The 25558-nt window shown below is 56.4% G+C and carries 15 protein-coding genes; 4 read left to right on the top strand and 11 right to left on the bottom strand.

Annotation, left to right across the window (positions count from 1 at the left end; translation table 11 throughout):
- Positions 1-712: 712 nt before the first annotated feature.
- Positions 713-2392, top strand: a complete 1680-nt coding sequence (locus Pla100_RS16840; protein ID WP_146578874.1) for a S41 family peptidase — start codon at positions 713-715, stop codon at positions 2390-2392.
- A 102-nt stretch (positions 2393-2494) separates the two neighbouring features.
- Positions 2495-5767 carry a dockerin type I domain-containing protein gene (locus Pla100_RS16835; protein WP_146578873.1) on the top strand — a complete coding sequence of 1091 codons (3273 nt, stop codon included), beginning with the start codon at positions 2495-2497 and terminating at the stop codon, positions 5765-5767.
- Here the strand turns inward: Pla100_RS16835 and Pla100_RS16830 are convergent.
- On the bottom strand, positions 5764-6906 hold the full coding sequence (locus tag Pla100_RS16830; protein WP_146578872.1) for a hypothetical protein: 1143 nt from the start codon (positions 6904-6906) through the stop codon (positions 5764-5766). The two genes, Pla100_RS16835 and Pla100_RS16830, sit on opposite strands and share 4 nt — an antisense overlap.
- Before the next feature lie 110 nt (positions 6907-7016).
- On the opposite strand from Pla100_RS16830, the gene Pla100_RS16825 reads away from it, so the two are divergent.
- A complete protein-coding gene (locus tag Pla100_RS16825) occupies positions 7017-7544 on the top strand; it encodes a single stranded DNA-binding domain-containing protein (protein ID WP_146578871.1) in 528 nt (175 codons plus the stop codon).
- 815 nt (positions 7545-8359) lie between these two features.
- On the opposite strand, the gene Pla100_RS16820 is transcribed toward Pla100_RS16825, so the two are convergent.
- From Pla100_RS16820 to Pla100_RS16805, 4 genes are all read right to left on the bottom strand, one after another.
- A complete protein-coding gene (locus Pla100_RS16820; RefSeq protein ID WP_146579086.1) occupies positions 8360-9757 on the bottom strand; it encodes a trypsin-like peptidase domain-containing protein in 1398 nt (465 codons plus the stop codon).
- 323 nt (positions 9758-10080) lie between these two features.
- Complete coding sequence (locus Pla100_RS16815) at positions 10081-11106, bottom strand: ThuA domain-containing protein (RefSeq protein WP_146578870.1); 1026 nt, start codon at positions 11104-11106, stop codon at positions 10081-10083.
- A gap of 310 nt (positions 11107-11416) precedes the next feature.
- A complete protein-coding gene (locus Pla100_RS16810; protein WP_146578869.1) occupies positions 11417-13147 on the bottom strand; it encodes a galactose-1-phosphate uridylyltransferase in 1731 nt (576 codons plus the stop codon).
- A 140-nt stretch (positions 13148-13287) separates the two neighbouring features.
- Positions 13288-14907: a glycogen synthase gene (locus Pla100_RS16805; protein ID WP_231603152.1), complete on the bottom strand. Its 1620-nt coding sequence runs from the start codon at positions 14905-14907 to the stop codon at positions 13288-13290.
- A gap of 221 nt (positions 14908-15128) precedes the next feature.
- Here Pla100_RS16805 and Pla100_RS30870 point away from each other — a divergent pair, with 221 nt between their 5' ends.
- Positions 15129-18404, top strand: a complete 3276-nt coding sequence (locus tag Pla100_RS30870; RefSeq protein WP_197168007.1) for a serine/threonine-protein kinase — start codon at positions 15129-15131, stop codon at positions 18402-18404.
- A 181-nt stretch (positions 18405-18585) separates the two neighbouring features.
- Here Pla100_RS30870 and Pla100_RS16795 read toward each other — a convergent pair whose 3' ends face one another.
- From Pla100_RS16795 to Pla100_RS16775, 6 genes are all read right to left on the bottom strand, one after another.
- Positions 18586-20733, bottom strand: coding sequence for a tetratricopeptide repeat protein (locus tag Pla100_RS16795; protein WP_146578867.1), 2148 nt, complete (start codon positions 20731-20733; stop codon positions 18586-18588).
- Positions 20734-20834: 101 nt separating this feature from the next.
- Positions 20835-21767 (bottom strand): hypothetical protein, encoded by a 933-nt coding sequence (locus tag Pla100_RS16790; protein ID WP_231603151.1) that lies wholly within the window; start codon positions 21765-21767, stop codon positions 20835-20837.
- Between the two features lie 129 nt (positions 21768-21896).
- Positions 21897-23471, bottom strand: a complete 1575-nt coding sequence (locus tag Pla100_RS16785) for a polyamine aminopropyltransferase (protein ID WP_146578866.1) — start codon at positions 23469-23471, stop codon at positions 21897-21899.
- A 5-nt stretch (positions 23472-23476) separates the two neighbouring features.
- Positions 23477-23770 carry a DUF350 domain-containing protein gene (locus tag Pla100_RS16780; protein ID WP_146578865.1) on the bottom strand — a complete coding sequence of 98 codons (294 nt, stop codon included), beginning with the start codon at positions 23768-23770 and terminating at the stop codon, positions 23477-23479.
- 54 nt (positions 23771-23824) lie between these two features.
- Positions 23825-23980, bottom strand: coding sequence for a hypothetical protein (locus tag Pla100_RS30865; protein ID WP_197168006.1), 156 nt, complete (start codon positions 23978-23980; stop codon positions 23825-23827).
- 2 nt (positions 23981-23982) lie between these two features.
- Positions 23983-25530, bottom strand: a complete 1548-nt coding sequence (locus tag Pla100_RS16775; protein ID WP_231603149.1) for a DUF4178 domain-containing protein — start codon at positions 25528-25530, stop codon at positions 23983-23985.
- Between the last annotated feature and the right edge of the window lie 28 nt (positions 25531-25558).

Here is a 25558-nt window from a genome sequence, read left to right as displayed (position 1 = left end):
CACGATGGAGTACTTCGTGGCAGAACGGGGTTTTCCACAGGTGCGCTACGCGACCTGTGGCTAATGGCTTGGATCCCTTCGGGATGGTTGATGAGGAGGTTGCCCGGCAACTGCTTTGATGTTTGGGAGGCTCGCGCCGGGGTGGAGTTTAAGTTGCCGAGACGCTGTGTTTGGCTGCCGTTTCCGAGGCGGGGAACACTGTTCTGATAAAGTTATGCTCATCCGCAGTTTTGGCAGGAAGAAAGACGCGATCCTTGCCTTCGGGATGGACAGTGTCTATCAATGAAGTGACGCCAATCGGGCCGTCTGAAGGTTATCGAAACCTTGTGTTTCACGAGAACATCGTGAAACCGACTCGTCCGGTTTTTCTGCGCATCGGACGCGCGCCAAGTTCCCTCGCGGGCGGATCGTTCCGACTTTGTGAACGACATCGCCTCCGTCTGATCGGACCGACCGGATCAATCGCACCTTACCAAGTGGAATGATTCGGGATGGGATGATTAGTCCGGAATTTTTCTGAAGCGGTTTTTTGACCGGGCACCAATCGTGACCTAAGTTTTGTCAGCCGCGTCTTCCGGAGTGTCGACGACGTGGCCGCACGGCAAGTTGTCTCGGCGAGTCCAACGAAAGCATCCATGATTGCGTTCGTCCGATTCGCCCGACCACTCTCCCCACGCCGCCCCGCAAGTGACACTCCCTATGGAATCGTCGCATGGAATTGTTGCCCCACGTTCGTCCCGCCCGTCGCCATCGCAGAATCCTGCGTTTCTCGTTGGCCGTCTTGACGGCAATCGCTTGGAACGTTGTTTCACAAGACGCACGTGCCCAGACGCCCGACGCGGCGACAAGCCCTTCCGGAATCGCGTCGACTACGACGTCGCAATCCGCACGTGATCAATCGCTCGCCGACGGCCTCGCCTTGGAACGCGCCGAACAGTGGGGCGACGCGATCGATCATTACGAATCGGCGACGCGTGCGTATCCCGATGATCGTGTCTTGTACCAGCGGTTGCTGATCAGCCGATTGCACTTCGATGTCAAGCGGCGCTACGACGACAAGACCTACCTGCAATCGATCCGCGAACTATCGACGTCGCAAGCACTCGATTTGTACAGCGAGATCCTTGCTAACTTGCAAACTCATTATGTCGATACGATCGAATGGTCGCGAGTGCTGTTGCACGGAACCGCGGCTCTGGAAGTTGCCTTGACGGAAAAAACATTTGTCGACCGTGTCGTCACCCGTAACGAAGCCGACCGCATCGAAGCGTTTCGCCAAGCGATCCATCATCGCATCGCCGACCGATCGACACAGAGTCGTTTTGACCTACGGTCGACTGTGAACGTGGTCGCGACTTTGGCCCACGAGGAACTCGGAATCGCTGGCACCGCCACGGTACTGGAATACATCAGCGGTGCGGTCTCGACACTCGATCCCTACACCCGTCTGCTTTCGCCGGGACAACTCGACGAGATGTTCTCGACCATCGAAGGCAACTTCGTCGGCATGGGCGTTGAGTTGAAAGCGGGCGAAGACAGCTTGTTGATCCTTTCGGTAATCCCAGGTGGACCAGCGGCCGAAGCTGGCATCGTCGCAGGCGATCGTATCTTGGCGGTCGGTGCCCAACGAGCCGACCAGCATGATCCGGACTATATCGCAGATTTGTTGCGTGGCCCCGAAGGCACCGCGACCAACTTGACGGTCGCTTCGGCCGACGGTCGGTCTCGTGAATTGTCGGTGGTACGTCGACGCGTCGATGTCCCCTGTGTCGAGAACGTCCACATCATCGATAGTTCCAACGGGGTCGGCTATTTTCGTCTCACCAACTTTCAAAAGACGACGCCCCGCGAAGTCGAGCAAGCGTTGTGGAAACTGCACCGCGAAGGCATGCGATCGTTGATCATGGACCTTCGTGACAACCCCGGCGGATTGTTATCCGCGGCCGTCGAAGTGGCCGACCGGTTCATCCCCGACGGCCGCATCGTCACGACGCGTGGTCGTAACGCTCGCGAGAACTTCGACTACACCGCTCACCGTTCCAACACCTGGGATGTGCCCATGGTCGTCCTGATCGACCGAAACAGCGCGAGTGCCAGCGAGATTTTCTCGGGTGCGATCCGGGACAGCCAACGCGGTGCCGTGATCGGCGAGACGAGCTACGGCAAAGGCAGCGTACAAGGCATCTTTCGCATGCAATCGGCTACCTTCGGATTGTGTTTGACGACGGCAAAGTTCTACTCACCGAGCGGCCGAGCGATCAGCCTCAACGGTGTCGAACCGAATGTCGTCGTACCACCGACCTACATCGCCGCTCGCCCGGATGAGAACGGGCGATTGGCCACCGAACTCGACGACGCCGTGCTGCAAAAAGCGATCGAGTATCTGAAATAAATCTTCGGAACTTCCCAACCGCCGGACGCATCTGAGATAGAATCCTCATTCAGGGGGACGAGCTCCCCCTGAATTCGATCCTTGAATCTCAGTGGCGGAAAGATGAGTCAACGACGTCCGATTCGTTTAGAATCGTTGGAAAAACGGGAGCTTTTGGCAGCCGAAGTGCTGTCCGAGCGGACACCGAATCATCTGATGAACGTGGAAAGGCCTTCTGCGGTCGTGTCGATTCCAAGTGACGGCGACGCGACGAACACGGACGCGTTGGATCGACTTAATCGCCCAATGGCCCCGAACGTCGTTCCGCCGGGCTTATTGATTGCTGATTATTTCGTGCCTCCCGAGAATCACGTGATTGCCGAACATGGCAACCGTGTCATCGTGGCGAGCAACACGCCGATGTTCTATCCCCAGTTGGCGTCCGAGAGTCGACCCTCGGAGTTGCTGCCGGTGTCCCGCTTGTTTGTGTTCGAAAAAACAGTTGATCAAGACGGCGAGACGGACGGATTGACCGAGATCTTGGAGATCGACCTCGATTTCCAAGTGGCTAGCCTCTTGGTGGACGGCAATACGATCGTTGCCCGCAGCCATCAAGACAATTACGGCTGGTATCGGTTGCCTTCGCCGATGACATCGAGTGACTTGGCACTCATTCAGATTCAAGAAGGAGACGACGGAACGATTACGCATTCGCTCGCAACCAAAACGCTCGACCGCGCGATCGCGCAGTGGGATCTGACTGACGGACAGCTTTCTCTGGCGCTCGCTGAACATTACCAATGGTGGGTCGATCCGGTTTTGCCAGTCGATCCAATCCCGTACGAACTCATTGATGATGCGCAACGAGTCAACCTTCAACGACCACACGAAAACACCGATCTGCAGCCTTTGTTGACGCTCGTAGATGTCAGCGCCGGTGAGTTCGACCGAATCGCTTCTCAAACGCTGCCGCGTCGATCCGAAGTCACTTTCGTTGACGGTAAAACATTCGTGTCGACGACGACGAATGCGGGAGCGCAGTTGTTTGGGGTATCGCTCGTCGACGGTGTCATGGTGAAATCCGACGCGGTGAGATATTCCGGCGAGTCGTTCGTACACTTTGCCGATGACGGTCAATCCGCCATCGCGATCGAGCGTGATGCGAATGATTTTACCATCGCACGCATTCATGTTTTTGACTTGTCCGGCGAATCACCATCGCTCTTTAGCTCCATCGATGTCGATGAGAACGCGAGCTATCTGATCGAGCTAACCTCCCAATACGCGGTGTTCGGGCATCATGAATTCAATACAGAATCGAACACGGGATCCTTTTCATTGGTGATTGTGGATACCGGGCGTTTCGTCAATGTGCTTCCTCAAAATCGGGTTCGCCGCGTCGAACTACCCGAGAACGTGCAGATCGGCTCCGGGGTGAACGTTGGCGGTGACCTCATGGTGTTCCGCGCGTCTCGAACGATCGAAACCGAGGTGCTCGAAACTGAGGTGCTCGAAACCGAACGCCCCGAAGGGCGCATTCAGAATGTCGTGACCGCTTGGGAAACGGTCCTCTTAACGATATCCCTCTCTCGGGCCGAAGTGATTTCAGAAAACGTATTGGATACCGAAGAAAACTCAACGAGCTTTGGCGAGCTAGTCTTGATCGATGCCGACACGCGAGCTTTGGGAATTCGATCTTGGCGTCATTCTCCCGTCGCCGTCCGACCCATCGAACTTGATGGAGTGCTGACCGCAGATCTAACCATCGGTATGCCGTATTGGCCGGAGTTCGCCGAATCGGGTTTCTTGTTCGGAAAGCTGGACGATAGCGGTACGTTTGTTCGAGACGGATTCATTGACGAGCTTCCCTCGGGGAGTTCGCTGTTCACTCCGGAGCATCTGTTGGTAACCTCGTCGAACCGAGTCTACCGCTACGATTGGGACTCGCCGAACGATCCCGTTTCGCTGCCGCTGTACGAAGTCACCGAACAAGTCATCGCTGTCGATGATTATTATCAAGTCATCGACGACGGACGCGACCACATTCTTGATGTCCTTGCCAACGATACGATGGTCTATCCGTGGGTCACCCATTTCAATGGCCTGACCATTGATGAATTGCTTGACGCTCCCGAAGGCGTTGAGATCGTCGGCGATCGACGTATTCGAATTCCGGCGGCCATTGTGGAATCCAATGAAACGTTGACTCTTCGGTACGTCACCGGAAGTGAAGATTCACCTTCAATCGGAACGGTACATATTCACGTTCGGCAAGTTGACGAAGAAACAATCGACGCAATCGGCGAATCGGTTCGATCGGCGGCCGCTGCGGAGCTCGAAACGAACGTTCAAAATGTCGTCATTGTGAACGTGGAGCGTCGTTTCGAACGCACCCAACGTTTGCCGAATCCGATCCCGAACCCATTGCCGAATGAGCCGGTAACCGGCGAACTCACTCGTGCGGATGCAGAACTCGTCTTTTTGCTTCGTTCGCCGGTGGGAACGGCGCAGTACGCGACCAATTTGGATGGCGACGTCGTTTGGTATCGCATTCTTCGTGACGAAACCCCCATCGATCGCGAACCGAAGATGAAGATCACCGTTCGGGCTGTCGATCAAGACGGACAGCCGATCGAGCGTGCCCAACCGGGACAAAAGTTCTTCTTGGAGGTGATCGGCACCGATCTTCGCGAGCGATCCGCCTCGGGTATCTTTTCGGCAGCTTTCGATTTATCGTTACCCGAGGGCCAACTCCGTCTGACCGGTCAGCGAACCGTTGGCGACGACTTCAGCGAACTCGGCGAAGCCGAAATCACCGATTACGTGATCGACGAATACGCCGTCATGAGTCTTTTCTCAGCTGGCAGCGATCCGGTTGACGGCGGTACTGTGCCCGGCGTCCGACAAACGTTGGCGAAGTTTGAAGTCGAGGCATTGCGAGTCGGCCGAATCGAACTGGAACCCAATCAGGTCGAACGGACCGAGTTGGATTACACGCTTTTCGGCATGAACTCAGAATTGATGGGCACTCAGGTGATCTTTGAAGGCACCCGATTGTTGATCCAGCCGACCGAACGTCCCGATGAACCTAGTGAACGCATCCGGCGACTTGACGCCAACGGCAGTGGTGACGTGACGGCCGTTGATGCATTGATGGTGATCAATTTTCTCAATAACAACGGCCCGATGTCTCGCGACGATCTCGACTTAGCCGCCATGCCATCGGTCATGACGTTGGATACCAACAACGATGGCGCGATCACGGCGCTCGATGCGTTGGTCGTAATCAATCAAATCAACGCATCCACAAGCGCCGCCGGTGAACCGAGCACTCGCGATCTGGATTCGTCCGATGACGACGAGCGAATGGACGACCAACTCGGCGGCCTTTTTTAGGTGCGGATTCTCACGATTCGATAGCCGCGTTCGCCGATGAGTGAGAATCCGAAACACTGCCACAGCGCCACGATCGCGCCGTAGAACGTAACCACCTGCAGAAACATGAATCGGTAACCTTGCAGTTGCAAGAGAAACGGTGCCGCGATAATCGCCGCGAGCCCAACGATCACGCAACGAAGGATCACGGCTCGACGTGGAGGCAGGCAAAGGACACCTAACGCCGTTGTCAGGCTGGTTAAGCACAGCGTCACCGCCACTCCTGGCCCGTAGTTCCAGTCGACGGGAGAGGGAAAGTCGGCTTGGAACCATTTTGAAAACGCCATGAACGATGCGATGGCGGCCGACCATACCATCATCTGCGAAATCGAGAATCGGCTTCCCACCCAGGCATCGGCGATGATTTCATCGATCCTCGCCGGCCGAGCCTTCCAACCGCCGTCCCTTTCTTGAAACATCAGCCGGGCAACCCGTTCGGGGCGGCCATCAAAGGTGCGGCCGATCGGGATCCGACCGCTCAGCCGGAGGTACTCCCCTTCGATCTGTGACGTCCAACCACCCAGTCCCAGTTTCGTCACCGCCTCATGTACTTGCTCGGGCGTGTCGGACGGTCCGATCGTGCGATCAAGCTCCACGACAATCTCGTTCCAAGTCTTGTCCGTCCCCACTAGCATCGTGGATTCGGCATCAAGTGGCGACAACGGCAGCAAGCGGTAACCGAGGATTCGAAATCCCAGTGCGACCGTGCTAATCAAACCAACGATCCAAGTGCCGCGAATGATCCAACCCATATCGGCTTCTCGTCCCAAAACGAACCACGTGGCGACAAGCATCAGAAAGACGCCGATGGACATGAACGTCGTTTGCCAAGTTCCGGGGTCGCGCGACCATCCCGCGATCAACAACAGACATCCGAAGACAAACGCTGTGGTGCGTTCGTCGGCTTGGCCGACAACGGCCATCCCTAATCCTAAGATTAAACAGGTCGCATAAAGCATTGCCAAACGATGCAGCCAACTCGAGGTGGCCAGTGCGAACCAAATCGCCGCGATCCCCGCAATCGCCGGATAGGCGGCGGCCAACGCGACAACCACGATCATGAAAAGCAAACCGAACAAATCCATCTCCAGACGAGTCACACCATGCTATCATGAATGGCGATCCTAAACCGGCTTGAGGGTAGCGAAACTCGCCAAGAGTTTCGGCCGAGACTACCAATCGCCGAACGTCCATCACCCGAGTCCCCAACATGAAGCTGTTTGTCCTGCAGCCGGCATTCACGGTCGACGTCCGAGTCGACAAAGAGACGGCGATCTCCCGGTTGCGAAACGCGATCGCCAGCGAAGAGTTGCGTGGGTTCGCCGAGTCGGCCGGGACGGTATTCGACTTCAAGATTGAATCAACCAGTCGCCGGTTCTGGTCGCCGCATTTGTCGGCTCAGTTCAGCGAAACCGACGACGGCTCGCAATTGTTCGCCAGATTTTCACCGCGGCCGGAGATATGGACGATGTTCATCGCATTTTACTTCGTCGTCGCGATTCTCATGTCGCTCGCCGCGATCGTCGGCTACGTGCAATGGAGTCTCGGTTATTCGCCTTCAGCGCTATTGCTCATCCCGCTCGGGACCGTTGCGATCATCGGCCTTCACCTGGGAAGCCTCGCCGGACAAAGCCTCAGTGCGGATCAGATGGAGTTGTTGCGGTCACGATTCGATCGAGCCATCGAACTGGCATTCGGCGATACTGATGAACGCAAGTCTTGTGATCCGATGGCGTGAAGGCATGTAGATTGAATTAGCCGTAACGCGTCAGCGGCGGTTAACCGACCGCCAACCGGGGCTAGCGGGCTGTTGATTTAGTTTGCATCGTAACCCGAAGCGTGAGCGAGGGATTCCTTGCGGTCGGGCAAGGATGGCTCGTTCCCAGGCGTGAGCCCTTTTTATAGGCCACAAGTCCTCATGAATTGCTCCCCTGCCAGCTCGTCTGGCAGGAAGCCGAGGTTGGCAAGCTAGACACAAGCCGCAATTCGCCCAACCTTCCGATTTTCACTTGTGCTCGCCGCTTGAAGCGGCGAGCACAAGTGAAAATCGGAAGGTTGGGAGGCCTCGTTGTTTAGCTTGCAAACCTTATTCACCCACGAGACGAGCTCGTGGGGGTCAAAAAAGATGTGGCGTATCAAGAGGGCGCGAGCCTGGGAACCAACTGTGACATTTCACGATCAGTGTTTGGAAAAACAACTGAGTTAAGCGAGACGTTCTCGATAGCGTTCGGTTATTCCGAAAACCGCACGCTATCGCGTTGCGGCTGATTCGATGGATCATTTTCGAACGAGGGTTTGGTCAACAGCCCGCTAGCGGGCTGTTGATTTAGTCCTCATCGAAACCCGAAGCGTGAGCGAGGGATACATACAAAGAACTTAATAGCGATGAATCCCTCGCTAACGCTTCGGGTTACGATTAAATCAACACGCCGCTAGCGGGCTGTCGGTTTAATCGTTTAACGGCAAGCCGCAGGCGACAGAGCTTGAGAACGCAGACGCCTGCGGCTTGCCGTTAAACGAAAACGCCCAATCGTGCACTAAATCAACAGCCCGCTAGCGGCGAATGGCTGCTTGGCGGATTTGTTCGACTAGATTCGCGTCGGGGCGATCGAGCGTTAGGACTTGCTCTCGCGTGTTCCCATTTCGGTCGCGTAGGATCACGATCATCTCCGTCGCTGAATCGTTCGTCGGTTCATGGATGGTGCCGCCGTCGGAAAAAGCACCGGCTAGCGATACATCGTCGGTCTCACGCGCTGACGAACGTCCGAAGTCGTTCGTTGGTTCTGTCACTTCGTTCACCACTGAGGCGACCGAACCTTCAGCACCGGGAGCGTACAGGTGACTGAGTTGAACGCGATCGAGCTGCCACTGGATTGAACGAGGACCTGTATAGATCCCGATGTCGGACTTGTAGTCGGCTGCGTTGCAAACCCCGATCAACCGTCCACGTTCATCGAATAGACCACCGCCGCTGCGACCATCGATCGGTGCACCGGAGATTTCCAAATTCGATGCACCGATGTTTTGATTGTATTTGTCCACGCCCGTGATTCGGGTATCTCGACGTGATGGGTCATCACCTCGATCGCATCCGAAACTGAACGCGGTCTGCCCGACGCGAATGACGTCGTCCTTTCGAATGACTTCGACCGCTTGGACCGAAATCCCAGGCCGAATGGCGACCAAACCGATGTCGCGATCGCCGGCATCAAAATCAACAAGGTGGCCGGCAACTGTTTTGGGCTGTCCACCAACGAACACGTCAACTTCGATCTTGTCGCTTCCTTCTCCATCGCGGAACAAGTGACCGCATGTCAGCACCAAGGCTTCTTCGCCATGCACATCGATGATCGTCCCAGTACCGGCACCATAACCTCGTCCGTCATAAACACGCAAACGGACCGTTGCCGCTTGGGCGCGTTCCACTGCGCCAGCCAATCCGGCATTTGGCATCGGTTCACCCGACATCGCCGGTAGCGAATTCGCTTGAGAACTGGCCGGTTGAGCGAAAGTTTGATCGAGTTCACGGCGGACCGAGCGAGTCGGTGCGCTAGTCAGCGCGGCCGCACCGCCGGCCAGCGGTGCCAGACGAGTTTGCGGCTCGGGCATCTCCGACGGTCGGCGGTTGTTCAGTGGTGCAAACTCGCTGCGGGTAGGAACAATCGGACCGGACGAACTTTGTTGCAAGGCGTCTCGCAATTGCTCGATCGACTGCGTTCCGAGTAGCCGGGTGACCTCTTGACCGTCCCTTACGACAACATACGTCGGCGTGCTGCGAATTTGAAAACGTCGCGTCAGTTGCGGTTCTGCGGCCACGTCGACTTGTCGAACGGGAACACCGCGAGCGATGAGTTCCGAAACAACGGGCTGCATCGCTCGACACGGCGGGCAATGTTCTGAGCTGAACTCCATCAGGATCGCATCGGCCATCAAGGGGCCAGATTGGGCCATCGCGAACGAGCCGATGAACAATGTCACCGCGATTCGAAATGTCAACGCGATTCGCAAACCGCAGCAGAATAGGCTGTGCCAACAAGAATTCAAAAGCACGCTACGTCCCTCCTTGGACGAATCGAGTGGGTTCGTGCGACGCAGATAAGGCGAATGCCAGGAAATCCTTTCCCGAGTGGCTTCGCTACCGCATTCGTTGCGCGTCGCACCGGAGATGTTCGCCGATGTTCCTCGCTGATCACAACCCCAATGAACAGTGGATGGGGCAAAACTTGAGTCTTTTTGAAAGTTTTGAGTGAATCCCCAGTTTCACGCCGATTGTTTTATTGCGGGGGATACACACTGGTCGCCTTGCCCAAACCGAAATCACTCGGTCGGAGTTGCCGCTCGAGATAGGCTTCCCCGGTGACGAACCCAAAAAACGACGGCTCAAACGGATCGACGAAGGAAACCTCGGCGCTCAACGGAACGTCCTCGCCCGTGAGAAACAGACTGGCGTTGACGATCAAACGACGCAAATCTTCGCTGCGAAAATCCACCGCCGCACCGGCTGTGGTGACGAACACTTGCCCTTTCGTCCCCGAAGGCGCGGTGTAGTCTTTCAGCCAAGCCAACGGCATCATCGGATCGTTCTTTTCGGCGGTCGGCGGTGCCGCAGGATCCAGATGTTTGAGCACCTGACCACGCAACAAGACGGTGGCGGCTTCTTGATCGAGGTTGGCGATTCCATAAATATCCGACGGCGTGTAAATGTCACTGACGTCATTCAGGATCGGATGATCGGCGTTCTTTTCCACAATGACACCTCGGCCGCCTTCGACTTTGTGTTGGCCATGATGGGAATGCCAATTTTCGCCGATCACGTTCAGCCCGAAGTTCTTCCAATCGTAGCCACCATATTGCCCGCTCTTGAACGCGTGGGTCGCGGTACGCAGCGAGATGAACGGCTTGCCCGCCTGCAAATATTCAAAGATCGGCTGCATCTGGTCGTCGGGAAGCGTGCGCCACCGCGTCGCCAAGATACACAGGTCGGCGGTGGCCAACGATGACGTGCCGGGAATGTTGTCGATCTGGTAAGGATTGATGTAGCCGGTGGCTTTGTCGATCGCAAACAAGACGGTGCACCGGTAGCCGTGATGTTGAGAAAGAATCTTGGCCAACATCGGGCATGATTCTTCACTGCGATATTCTTCGTCGCCGGAGATCAAGACAATGTGCTTGCCGTTGGTATTGTTTTCGGCGGGCTCGAAAACCAACAAATCATTAGCGGACAAATGCAGACCGAAACCGCCAATGAGCAACAAGACAATCAGGCCCAACCGCGCGGAGCGGTACAAAGAATGTGGCATCGTTTTTTTCGCAGATCGTGGGGAAGTTTGTAACAACAAGTAGGCTGGGTGGAGGAGGCTTTGCGACGAACACCCGGCAGAGTCGCTTGAACTTAAACTTAAACTTAAACTTAAACTTAAACTTAAACCTAAACGCCGACGATCATTCGAGCCGCGCTATTAGTGGCGGCAGTGCAGAGGGTTTAAGTTTACGTTTACGTTTAAGTTTAAGTTTACGTTTAAGTTTAAGCTTAAGAAGTTGAGCGGGTAGCTTTGATCTTGCCGGGTCTTCGCTATCGCTGCGACCCAGCCTACAGGCGACCCAGTATACTCAACGCAAGACGTAGCGTGGATCGCTCAGGCGCGCTTGTTCGCGGAACGCTTTGGCGGCGGTTTCGGGATACATCGGATTGATCATCGCTCCGGTGGCGAGTTCGAATCCGGCGAGGCGAGAGAGTCGGGGGAAGATATCCAATGCCCAGTGTTGGGATTGGCGGTCACCGTCGAATTTCACCGGGCAGGTGTGCAACAACACGTTGTAAGCCGTTCCCGGACGCAATGCTTCGAGCCAACGCACCACTCGCAAAACGAGCCGCGAAACCTCCGACAATTGATTCGGACGCAGTTCGCTGAAACACGCCAAATGTTCCTTGGACGTCAGCCGAACCTGTAAGGGGAATCGACTCGCGTAAGGGCAATAAGCGACGAACGAATCGGTCTGGCTGACCAGGCGAGTTTTGTCTTGGATCTCGCCGCGTACAAGGTCGCATTGCAGGCACGATCCGGTCCGGGCGTAGTGAGCCTGCAGGCGGCGGGTTACCTGCTGCACGACGGTTGGGATACGACTCGTCGCGATCAATTGACTGTGGCTGTGTTGCAACGACGCTCCCGCATCACGACCGACATTCTTAAAGATGCTAACGTGATGGATGCCCGCGACGGTTTGCCAATGTCGAATTCGTTCGGCGTAGGCGGCGAAGACGAGGGCCATCTCGGCCGTGTTCAGTTCGCTAAAGGATTCGGTATGTCGAGGCGATTCGATGATCACCTCATGGCCGCCCGTTGCCGGTTCGCACGGAAACAATTCCGTTTTTCGCAGAGGGCTTTGGGGGGCGACCGATGTCTTGAAGATCGCATCGGCGTGAGCACCAAAACTCACCGAATCAAGACGCCCAGCTTCCATCGTTCGACGACGACGTGCCGAACTGGGCAATTCTTCATCGCCGGTCTTGTTGCGGTCGCGGGCATTTTCGACCGACGCCTGGTCGTGCGTGACGGCGGGGTACAGGTTGGGAACCACTCGGACCGACCAATCACCCGACTCTTCGTCATCATCATCCAGCTTTGCCGACCAGACCGGATTGGGAGTGCGATGTTCTTGCCCACAACAAAATGGGCAATCGGTTGCCAGCGGTGGTTTAACTACGATGTTGGCGAATTGGTCCGGACGCTGCGAACGGGTTGTCGCGTAGAGCGTCCATTCTCCGGTGATCAAGTCCATCCGCGATTGTCCGGCCGTGGGGACCGATGATTCGGATCGTTTTTCGGCTTGAATCGAGTCCGTCGCGATCGGACCGTGGCTGGAAAGAACTTCCGCGTTCAAAGACACACCCGAAGTCGCGATGAGCGGGTCAACCGCCACGGGTTGTTCTAACTCATTATCCGACGTAGTCGGTCGTGTCGGGGTCGCTTCAGGCGAGGAGACGATCGTTTTTTTGGTATGCGGTGATGCCAGGTGATCTTGATGCCGTTCCCGATCTTTCTCTTCGTTGAGTGAGCGGGTCAGATTCATTTCGCGACGTAAACGTTCATCCATCGCGCCACTCGCATCGGACGTTTGGTATTTCGGATACCCCTTGGTTCCTGAAGCGGTCGCCGCAGTGGCACCACGATCGGCGGACGGGGCATGGGGAGGGGCGGGTTCGGTATCGATCACGATCCCCGCGATGGTATCGGCGGGGTTGTCCACCGGTTCGATCGTTTGACGACTGACACGCAGCGAACGACTATCTCGACGTCGGCTTAAGCGGTCTGCTCGAAGTTCGACGCGAGAGATTGCCATGATTCGTTCCCGACGATGTACGTGATGGCGTTGAGTTTCCGCAACCCCCGATCGGTGAGCTGCAATCCCCAATATACGGCAATTTGGGAAATGAACAGGGGCAATTGCTAGCGAAACGAATCGTGTTCCAAACCGCTGGTCTAGTGGCGCCGTTTAAGGGAAATCGTTCGAGCGTAGAGATCAACGTATTGGCTCGCACTCTTCCGCCAGGACCAGTCGGACTTCATCCCGGTCGTCACAATTTTTTTCCAAATTTCCGGTTCGTGGTATCGAATTCGGAGGGCTTCCCCGATCGAACGGTCCAAACTCGACGCATCGTACGATTTCATCTTGAATCCGGTCGCGGTTCCGTCGGCAATCGTGTCGGGATTTGTGTCGACGATCGTGTCGACCAATCCTCCCGTTGCGGTCACGACGCAGACGGTACCGTAACGCAAACTGTACAGCTGATTCAATCCGCACGGTTCGTAGCGACTGGGCATCAAGAACAGGTCCGAGGCGGCCTCAATGCGGTGGGCGAGCGCATCGCTGAAGCCGATGTACGCTGCGAGCTGGTGATCATATTGATCGGCCAACCAACGCAACTCATTCTCAATCGAGGGATTTCCGCTTCCCAAGACCGCCCACTGGGTCGGTCGGTGTTGAACGAGGTGTTGCCGTAAGACCGGCAAAATCAAATCCCAACCTTTTTGATCGGCCAAACGTCCCACCAAACCGATCAGAGGAATGTCCGGATCTTGCGGGAGACCGACTTCGGCTTGCAAGGCGAGCTTGTTTTCGACCTTACTGTTGCCCCATGTCTCGACGTTGTAATTGCGGACCAAATGCCGATCCGTTTCGGGGTTCCACACCACCGTATCGATCCCGTTGATGATACCACTGACGCGATCACCAAGACTTCTCAAGATCGGGTCCAACCCGCAACCGTGTAACGGTGTTTTGATTTCTTTTGCATAGGTGGGGCTGACCGTGCAGACTTGATCAGCCGTCACGACGCCGGTCTTGAGAAAGTTGAGGCTGCCATAAAACTCAAACGATTCGCTGCGAAAGCGGCTCCAGGATAATCCGGTCCAGGGAAACTGGTCCGCCGGGAAACCGCCCTGGTAGGCCAAATTATGAATCGAAAGGATCGTCGGGGTGTCGCCCGAAAGGCGAGGTGCGCGGCCTTGGTTGGCGCGGCCGGGGGCATCATTGGACGATTTCACCGACGACGTGAAGCTCGCCGCTTCGGGAGCGAAGTCGATCAATTTGAATTGTGGGTCGTCGGCTTGATGTGGGATCACTCCGTCCTCGTCGCTGCCCGCGTGCAGCAGCGCCGGCACGATCGCGGTCTGCCAATCGTTGCATTGAATCAAATCGATCGGAGCGTTGAAGCGTTTCATGATTTCGATCGCCGCCCGGCAAAAGAAAATGAATCGTTCGGCATTATCGGGATAGTCACCCGAGGCGTCGCCGTACAAGTTTGGCCGACCGAAATACTGCGGTTGGTCGACGAAGAACACTGGCACGGTCCCGCACGGCAGACGACTGCGCAGCAACCGGCCGCCGACGAGTTTGTCCTTGCTCATTTGAATCGCGAAACTCACGTCGGTCGGCTCGATCGGAATTTCGGTTCGATAGATCGAATCAAACGCCGGCATGATGATCGCGCATCGGTGCCCTGCGGCAGCCACGACACTGGGCAGAGTACCGCACACATCGGCCAACCCCCCCGTCTTGGCAAACGGTACCGCTTCGGTAGTCAGATAAACGATATTCAAGGGTTCACTCAGCTGATTGCGGTTCGAGTCAAGGTGTGGTTCGGAACGCGAGGCAATGTGTGTTTCATGAAATGATTTTAGGGGCGTCCCTTCATCTCGTAGCACACAATAGATTAAGAGAAGATAGGTTGGGATATTCGGCCACGACGAAATAGACTGGGTCGTGAATTTTGCCGCCGATGTTCCTTTGTGGTCCTTGTATTCGTTTCAATTGGCTTTTCATGCCCGTCAGCCTCGTCGATTTCTGGAAACGATTGATCACCAGCGGACTGGCCGATCCGGCTACGCCGCGCCTTTGGGCGGCCCAATATGCCCAAGATCATCAGGGAACGCCCCCGTCGGATCCGTTGAAGCTCGCAAAATGGTGCATCGCAACCAAACGATTGCTACCCTTTCAAGCATCCAGCCTGATCCATGGATCGCCGGACATCGTCGGCTCGGACGACCCAAAAAATTCGGTTCGGTTTCCGAAAATGCGGATCGCACCGCTTACTCAGTCCGGCGAAACGCCGCCCGAGCCGTTTCCGCATTGGTTGGCCGTCACCCGTGACGCCGGTCAACCAGGGGCAACCGGCCCATCATCCGAACCCATCCCCGGTTTGGTTTTGCAAATCGTGCCTTCTCGACTTAACGCCCAAGACGGCGATCGATTGAGGAGTCTCGCGGCCCAGTCGGTCCCCGGGCTTCCCGCGTTTGAAATGATGGGGCTGGCCGGTGGACCCTTGGGGCACCGCAAGGTTTCGATTCCGATCGGCGAATCTGTCGATACGATCGGTCTGTTTGCGCCCCTGCCTCGCGGTCCGGTCTTGGCTGATTCTCTGAAGAAAACGTCGAAGTGGCCGATCGAGCGGATCGTGGAGTTGATTCGTCGCCTCGCTCCCGTCGCTTGGGAATTCGCCAAACAACCCGGCCGCGTGTTTCCGGTCGCATCGGCAGACCGAATTTGGATCGGTAATCCGGATCAACCGTTGGTTTGGATCGACCCGGTGGACCTGCTCTCGCAAGGCGTTTTTGATTTCCCCCATTCGATTCGCGTGACCGAGTCGCGGTTCCTATACACGCCTCCGGAACGACTCGCCGATGACGTAGCAGGTGACGTCGATCAACGCAGCGTCCTGTACTCGCTGGGTTGCCTCGCGTACCGATTGCGGACCGGCTCGCACGCCTTTGCGGCCGCCAAGGAGGATCAAATCCGCTCCCGCCAACTCCATTTTGATCCACCCGAGTTGGCCAGCGCGGTCGCTCAAGGCGCCGCCGGCGATCCCATGTTCCGCGTGCTCGCCTACACGATGGCCAAGGACCCCTCCCAACGATTTGCCACGATCGACCAATTCATCGCAGCGTTATCAGCTACCGCCCCGCCCCCAGCTCCAGTTTCAACCCCGGCTCCCGAAAAACTTAAACCCGAACTTAAACCCAAACTTAAACCCGAACCCGCTCGGAACCCCGAACCAAATCCCAAGCCGGAACCAAAAGCGGATTTGAAACCGAAGGCCGAGCCCAAACCTAAGCCCGCTCCCAAACCTGCTCCGGCCTCCGTTCCGGTCCCCGCCACGCCGTCCGAACCAACCGCTCCGGTTGCCACCAAACCGAGTCCGGTGCCGGTAGCCGTGACGATGCCTCCAGACGAAGGGACCCCGGCGACCGACCGCGTTACGGCACCAACACCCTCCCATCAAACCGCTGCGAAAACTGCGGAACCGGCGACCCCCTCCGAGTCATCGCCATGGATTGAGCCGGCACCCCGCCGCCGCTCGGGTCGACGGCGCACGACCTGGTACGTCTTGCACAGCCTGTGGATCCCGATCTTCTTATTGATCGTGGCCAATGCGCTGCACGATCCCAATGCACCGCGTCCGGTCGCCAAACGGATTCGGCCGCCGATCCCCGCCGTCATTCCATCAGTCACCGGATCGCCGACGCCCCGCCACGCCACGCCAAGACCCGCCACGCCACGATCGAGCGTACCACCGACGCCTCCGAAGGCTGCGACGACAACGGATGCCGCTTCCGATTCGATCGAAGTGTTTCAAGACGACTCGATGCTGTGGGCTCCTCCGTCGGCCCTCGCTGATGCGGCAACAACCGATCCGAATCGACTGCCGCCGACGATCTTGTTGCCTCCCGGTCCTGCGGCGATCGTGACGATCGATTACCCCAATTTGGTCGCAACAGGATTGCGAGACACGTTTGATCCGGAAATTGCCCCTTTGCTCGACGCTCTTCAAAAGCGGATCGTTGTCCCGTTGGATTCGGTTCGGCTGATCGCGATGGCTTGGTTTCCGGGAACCGATGGCATTCCGGAGGTGGCGTTGGCGGTGCATTTGAAGGAACCTCGACCGCTCGAGGAACTGACCGAGGCCTGGAAAGTATCCCAAGCTCGCGGCAAAGACGGCGTAACCTTGTTTGCCAGCGAAGAACCCGATGGATTCGCCTACTACCCCAACGCCGTCGATGAGGAGGCCGGTGGCGAACGTCAAGTCACGGCGTTCGCGGTCGGAACGATCGACCAAATCACGGAAGTCGCCGAAGTCGAAGGTTCTCGGGTGCTACTACCTCGTCAACTGGAGGAATTGTGGAACCATGCCGAACCGAGCGACGCGATCGCGTTGATGACCCAACCTAACTTCTTAGTTGCCGACGCGCGTGGTTGGGTGTCGGGATTAGCCCCGCCGCTATTAGACTGGATTCGCGGTGCGTTGATCCCCGAATGCGGCGGCATTTTATTGCGGGTCGCCCTTTCGAAGGACCAAGCCACGTATGTGGAAGCGAGATTGAGTACCGCGCCGGGCCTCAATCCGGTCGCTCTGCGGACCAAGATCGCCGAACGACTCGATGGGGCGCCGACGTCCGCCGACGATTTCTTGGTAACGCGCGAGATCGATCCGTCTTGGCGTTTGCTCGCCTCTCGCTTGCCGACGATGTGGGCGTTCGCTGATGATCAAACGCGTTCGATGATCTTTGAACGCGACGTGATTTTCAATACTTATTTGCCGCCGATGGCATTGCCACAGATCACTTTGGCCACGCTGCTCGCGTCCAACACGACTGCAACGAGCGCAGCAGCAACGGGGCCGGCACCGACCGAAAAGTTGACGATCGAACAGATGCTCAACCGTCCGATGTCGATTTCGTTCGGCCAAGAGTCGTTGCAATTCGCGGTCGATACCATCATCAGCGAGTTTTCCCAAGAACTACCCGAGGGTAATAAGATGCCACCGGTGGAGATCATCGGTGGCGATCTGCAACTGATGGGAATCACTCAAAACCAGCAGGTCCGTAACTTCTCCAAAACCGACGTTCCGCTGCGAACGGTTTTGACCGACTTGGTGCTCGGCGCGAACCCAGACAAAACCGCCACCGGCCCGGCCGATCCTAAACAGGCGCTTGTATGGGTGGTCGTTGGTCAAGGCGACGAAACGAAGATTTTGGTCACGACCCGGGAAGCGTCCAAAGGCAAGTACGAACTCCCCAAAGAGTTCGTTACATCCCCGTAAAGCTTCAAGCGGGCAAATCGCAAAAGCTAGTGCTTTGTTCCAACAAGATTTTCGGGTGCCTATCATCGTGGCACGGTGGTCCCCACCGTGATACACGGCGGGGACCGCCGTGCCACGATATGCCAACCTAAACGGTGGAACAAAACACCAGATTCTCATCTGCCGCTCGCCTCATGGGACCTCAGTCCATTCCTGGAACCCAGAGTTTACTACCGCCTTCGGCTCCTTGAGCGGCCGGTTTCGATCCACCATCGGGCGTCCATAGTCCGCCGCCGGCGTCAGAACCCACTGCCGCAGGGGCCGCTTGAGGCCGTTGAACGGGCGAACCGTCCGGGCGGATCAAACCGAATCGAACCAGGATTTGTTGCAATTGCCCCATGACCTCGGGATTATTGCCGTATTGGCTCATGATCGACTGCACGCACTCTTGGAACTTCTCCGGTTGACCCAGACGCAATCGCAGCGGCAATTCGGTCAACAACAGCGAGGCCGTCGACATGTTGTTCGCGGCGGCGTACGCCTTGGCGGAATCAAGGTTTTCAAGAACTTCATCCACGCTGCTGGCGTGTTGCATCATGAATGTGTAGCCGAGCAACTTGACGCCGGCCATTTCACCGTCCGATGAAACATCCATGGATGTCAATCGTTGAGCGGCGGCGCGGCCGACCTTGGTCGCCGAGATTTGTTGCGCCCGTTGGATCAGGTAAACGAGATTGTCAATGTCCAACGCGGTGGCATCGACCCGGTTCAGGTTGTAGGCTGGAATTTCTTCGACATCGTCTCCCGTCGGTGTGATGACCTCAGGAGCGGGGACGTTGGCGATATCGCTGAGTCGATGAATGATCGATTCATCGCGTGCGATTAGATTGTCCTCGCCTTCGAGATATCGAACGATCGCAGCGCGTTGCAATTGCTTGGTTTCATCACCCGAGGTGCTCGCGAGCGAACCACCGTCGAGCAACTCGACGGTGGCGTTGGCGAGATTATCGACCGCTCGATCGTCGAACAACAACTTTTGGACGGTTTCGAATTCCTGAGCGTCCTTGAGCTTCAATCCACCCGGCTGTGGGGCGGCGATCGTCGCCAGAGGCACGGTTCCCTCGACTTCGGATTGGAATTCCACGTTCGGTACGGCGGCGGCAAGTAGCTCCCGGACCTTCGTTTCCATCGACGCATCGACGCCGATAACTTCCACTCGCGCCGATCGATCCGTTTCACGACCGTACACGGTCACCAAGCCGATCGTTTCGGGGATCAGGTCACTTGCCGGAACGCCTTCGCTTTCGGGCGGATCGCGGTCAAGCATTTGGTAGGCCGCCCGCGGTCCGACCTCTTGGTCCCCTTTGAGTTGGTGCAGAACATCCGACGGCAGATCCGTGAAACGCGAGTTCGCCGAGAGCGAAATCATCGTTTCGTCGATCGATCCGATCTCGCCGGTTAACAACAGCTTTTTGATCGCGACGGGACCTGACTCGGGCCCGACGACAAACGACATCGCCAAGAACCGAGCCCGATCGTCCAGCGAAAGCGATTCGCACTGCGACAACTTCTTGAGCAATTCAATCTGTTGTTCAAAATCGCCCCGCCAAATCGCACAGGTGAATAAGCCCGATAGCACGGATGGTTGCATCGGGGCGGATCGTTGCAGAGAATCGAACTTATTTTCCGCCAAGACGATCTTGTTATTCGCCAGCAGCAATGCCGCCTCGTCGTAACGTTCGGCCCAATCCACGCCGTCAGGCCGTGGAATCAAGTCCGGCATCATCTTGGCAAGCATGTTGACATTCGGATCACGGTTGATCTGTTGCAACACATTCGCGGCCATGCTTTGGTTTTCATAGCCGTCGGAAACAAACGCTAGTGTGGCGTAGATTCGCGCCGTCAACAGAATTCCATTGCCTGCCAAACCATACGAGAGCATTGAGGCGACATCGAGCACGAACGAATCGACCATTTGGCCGCTTTCGGTCAATGCTTCGAGCAGCAACTCAGTCGCCTTCCCGAGATCCCGGTTGAACATCGCGGCCGCCGCACTCTGCGTCAGGGCCAACGGGTTGGAGGGCTGCAAACGCGTGAAACGTTCGGCGTTCTCGGTTAGCGATTGGTACTCACGCAAATCCATGAGCAGACGACCGCGGATCGCCAACGCCCACGCCGCATCGGGATGATCTTTGAGAATCGTTGACAATCGGTCCAGTGCCGGCACGAGTTGGCCGCCTTCGACCATCTTCAGCACTCGATCGAGTTCGTGGACGGAATCCTTGCACTTGCAAAACTTGATTTTCTTTCCGCTACCGCAAGGGCAAATCGCGTAGGTATCGATCGACATGGAGTCACTTTGAAGAAGAAATTGAATCGTTCAGGGGACAACTTACCACGAGATGCCTTGGTTCCCAAGGCTTCGATCGGATGCAACTGAGGCTGATCCATTCAGGGACGCGTGAGCCAATCGACGACCGGGCCGGTTTCGGGGACCGGCAACCGCCCGTGGTCGGTAAGCCGGTCCAATTCCGCATAGCGAATTTCAAGCATTTGGACGATTCGGTCGAATTCGGATTGCACGGCGTTCTTGACGAATGGTTTGGCGTCCTCGCTCGAGAGATACGTAAGCAGGGTTCCCCGACGCAAATTCGCATTGAATTTTCGGTATCCGACCGCGATGAATGGTTCGCTATCACGTTGGTTCAGTTCGATCCGTTCCTGCCGACGAACCGCTTCGTTGAATGACGTCGCGATTCGAGGATCGCTGGAAATTCGCACATGATCGAATTCATGGCGGACCAGTGGGTTGTTCCAGAACGTCGATCGTTCGGGAGCCTCTCGCAACCAAATCTGGTGACGGACCGTGAGTCGAATCTGGTGAAAACGCACCTCGATCGCCAATCGTTGAACGGTATCGGGCTTGTCCGGCTCACGAACAAGGCTCCATTGGCAGCGGCTGTTGAACGTGTAGTTCAACCGAAATTGAGTTTCACCGTCATATCGTCGTCCCGGCGTGCCTGTCGATCGGCCAGGATGGCTCAAGGAGGGACGAGTTCCACCGATGAGAAACTCGAAGCGATCCGGATCGATGAGGTCGCTCAAATCGTCCGGGATCGGTGGCAAATCCGCCAGCGATAAGGTTTTAGATGCAGCCACCGTCGCGGGACTGTCCGCCCAAACGTCCGAACCGAAAACGATGGCGAGCAACACGGTTCCAACCCTCATCCATCGTGCAAATTTCGCATGCCAAAAAAAACGGCGGGTACGACGTGCCCAAACGTCGCCCCGCCGTTTTTCTATCAACTGCGAGAAGCTTTCGTTTCGATGAATATTGCCGCAATCCCACACCACGGCATTCAACGATTCGACCTCTTCGGCCATGGCGTCGGGTCCTCCACTCGGTTGACCGCGCCGGCTATTCGCTATTGGTCGGCATAACCGAACCATCTCAGAGAATCGAACTGCCTCAGAATTGTCGAATCGTTTTTGACCCATGATAAACCTTGCCGGTTAAGTAGTCCGCCCGCCCCATTCGGTATCGTAAAGCCGAATCAGGTTCTGGTCATTCAAACGGTTGGGCGGCACATCCAACGGTTGTTGGTCGGCCGGTAGGTCAAACAAACTCGGCATCGTCGATTCGTTTAAGAATCGTAATCCTTCCACGTCGGCCGATAGCGTCGGCGGTAAACTCCATCGCTCCGATGACGAATGCGTTTCATCGACGATCCTTTCCTCATCAATGATCCTTGCCAACGCAAAACCCCATACGCCAAACGTAGGCACCGCCGCGTGATAAGGGGTGACTTGATAACCGGACGCTCGCAACGTATGCAAGATGCACCAATAGGATTGAGGCGCGACCAAAGGCGACGTGCACTGAACCGCCACCCCCGCTTCGGGTGTCAGACGTTTTCTTAATCGCTGGTAAAAGTAGGTCGTGTAGAGTTTGCCGACGGAGTAGTTTCCCGGATCCGGAAAGTCAATCACGACGGCGTCGTATGCCGGTCGTTCATCGGCTTCATTGACCCATACGAACGCGTCTTGGTTGACAACTTCCACCTTCGCGCTCGACAACGCGTTTTGGTTTAACCGTGCCAACGGTTCGAACCGTGTGGCCAAGCGAGTCATGGCGGGATCCAGGTCCACTAACGTGATCGATTCGACGCTCGGGTATCGCAAGATCTCTCGCACTGCCAATCCGTCACCGCCGCCGAGCACCAAGACTCGACTCGCGTTTTGGCAAACACTCATCAACGGATGAACGAGCGCTTCGTGATAACGGTATTCATCGACGCTGTTGAATTGCAAATGGCCGTTGAGGTATAGCTGAAAGCCACGATCGCTTTGCGTCACCACGATCCGCTGGTAAGGCGAACTGTCCGCGTAAACAATCTCACCGCCGAGCGTGTTTTCTTCCGAAAGCGTCGTCAATGCATCGGCCTTGATCATTCCGATGACCAACATCCCGATCACCAAAAACGCCCGCCCCCGAAGTCCGTCGATGCCCTTGGACGACAACAACGGTCGCAACAGATACGTCCCCCATAGACCAACCCCCGCATTGAGTAGTCCGAACAATAAGGCGGTGCGTGTCAAACCAAGACGGGGCACGAGTAAAATCGGGAATAACAATGAGGCGAACAACGCGCCTAAATAGTCGAACGCCAAGACCCGCGAAATCAATTCGCTAAATTCAAGATGTTCCCTCAAGATCCGCATCAACAACGGAAGCTCCAAGCCGACCAGGATGCCGATCAAGATCACACTGCCAAAGAGCAGCACGTGAAACCAATCCAACATCGGAAAGGCAAGGAACAACAGCGGCGTCGAGAACCCGCCGATCAACGCCAATGCCAATTCGACTTCGATGAACACCCTCGCCAATTGCGTGTGAACGTACTGCGAGATCCAAGCTCCGGCACCGAGTGCCGATAGATACACTCCGATCACGAGTGAGAATTGCGTGACGCTGTCGCCGAGCAGATAGCTCGCCAAGGTACCCGCGACCAATTCGTAGACCAAGCCGCACGTCGCGATGACGAGGACGTTCAGGTACAGCAACCACAACGGTGCTCGGTTCATCAACGTGGTTAACCCAAGATCGCAGCGGCGATGATGATCGACACACCCAGCACGATCGCCGCGACGACGATCGAGACGGCCATGTTGTGTTCTTCGCCGATCTCATGAATGATCGAAAACGGCGTGAGCTTTTCGGCCAAGATCAGACAGAAAACGAACACGATGATTCCAACGACCGAAAACACCGTCGCCGCGATCAAATGCTCGATCAAGACATCGATCGTCGTGCCCCGAGCCGGTGACACGAGGACATGCTGCGCCGTCTCGGTCGCAGCATCTTGGATTTGTGACAGCAGTTTCATGCCGATCCTTTTTGATTGAAATTGGAAAATAGTTTTATCCGCGACAAGACCTTCTCACTTGCCGCCACCCCACGAACCGCCATAGCCCCGGCCGATGCCGCCACCGTAACCGCCACCGCTGCTTTCAGGCAGATGCCAGCCGGCGGCGGTGGCGATTAAAAACAGCACGCAAACGAACACACAAACGATCAAATGAAACTTCAACGCCATCGTTAACTCTCCGATGCGTACGGGCTGTAGTCACTGTCTTTCCAACGAGTGACTTCGTGGTTGTATTTCAATAGCAACATCAATGCGGGCACCACCGAAATGCCGATAACCGCCAACACCAAGATGCCTTCGTCGGGAGCCTTGGTCAGCCATTTCCCGGGCCCCACCATCGAACCGGCAACGCCATGAACGAATACGATGAACACAAAGAAAACAACCCAAGTCAAGAAGATGCCGACGGGAAACTTCATGGCCGGTTGAATCACGCCAACGCCCCACGGACGACGAAGATCGGACAAATTGAACGCCTTTTCAATCTCGTCGACCGTCATGTACGTACCCAACGACACGTTGATCTCACTCGTCTTTCCCACGCCGCTGCGTTCGAACGAGATCATCTGCGGCGGACAAATGAAATCCGCCGTCGTGGCCTTCTCGCCCTGAACGACTTTCCAATAGAACTCACCGCGGACTGATCGAACGTAAGCGGTTCCGCGGTCATAGACGCGAAATGATTTTCCGTCATAGCGGATTTGGTCGAGGCTCGGTTCCAATCCGTGTGGCGAAATCTTTTCCACGAACGACCAATGCTTGTCGTTGCAAACCAACCACCGGAACCCGTCGTCCGGGTTGTAAAGCAGATATTCCGTCCACGGAAAAACGTCACGTTGGTAGAGGGCGTATCGTTCCATGAATCCGATGACGGTGAAGTCCTTGCCTCGCAGTTTGCCGACCGCACCCAACGGAATGACCGGATGAACGTCACGTTGATCGTTCGATAGCAGAACTTTGAGCTTGCCGTCGTTGACGTCGAGCAACGAGCCGCAGTTCGGACATCCGACACGCTGCGATTCGTCGGGCAAACGCAAGTCGATCGGCCCGCCGCAGTGGGGACAATTCAACGCCAAGATCGCAACTTGCACCACATCGGATTGTTCTGCCGTGGCCCATCCGGTCGATTCAATGCCCAGTTCATCCGGTTGGACGATCCGACCCACCGACGCCTGATGAGCGACGATCTCATTGCCTGAGGGCTCGTACTCGAACGTGGCGAACCATCCGCCATGACCGATCAGGTCGGCGTAAATGTGATCGGCGTTGGGTTGGAACGCCCATGGAATCTCGCCTTGGGCCGACCCCGCCTTGGCAACGCCTTTTTCCACGACCGTTAAGTCGTTCTCGCCGTATTGAATCCGTTGGCCGACGCTCAGATCTTCGAAATCTGGAACGGGCGTGCGTTTGCGAATCTGCCGTGGGAAGGTCAAGTGGATCTGACCTTGGGCCTCGGCCAACCAAGCCATCTTGTCGCCGGGAAAACGCAAGTACCATTCGTCCCAAACGCCACCGGCGGCGTGTTGATATTGAACGCGGCCGATCACCTCGAACGGCTTGCCACGGAACGATCCCGTCGAACCGATTTGAACGAGGGATTGCGTTTGAACCAGTTGAGCGACCTTGCCGATCAGCTTGAGGTCTTGGTCGTCGCGGGCGACGGCCGAGTTGCAAAACTCACAAATGGTCACCAACGTTCCGCCGAAACGAAACTCCACCGGCGCAGCACAATTGGGACACGGGCCG

This window comes from Neorhodopirellula pilleata, assembly GCF_007859915.1.
Taxonomy (GTDB): domain Bacteria; phylum Planctomycetota; class Planctomycetia; order Pirellulales; family Pirellulaceae; genus Rhodopirellula; species Rhodopirellula pilleata.
This window is presented reverse-complemented; position numbering and strand designations above follow the sequence as displayed.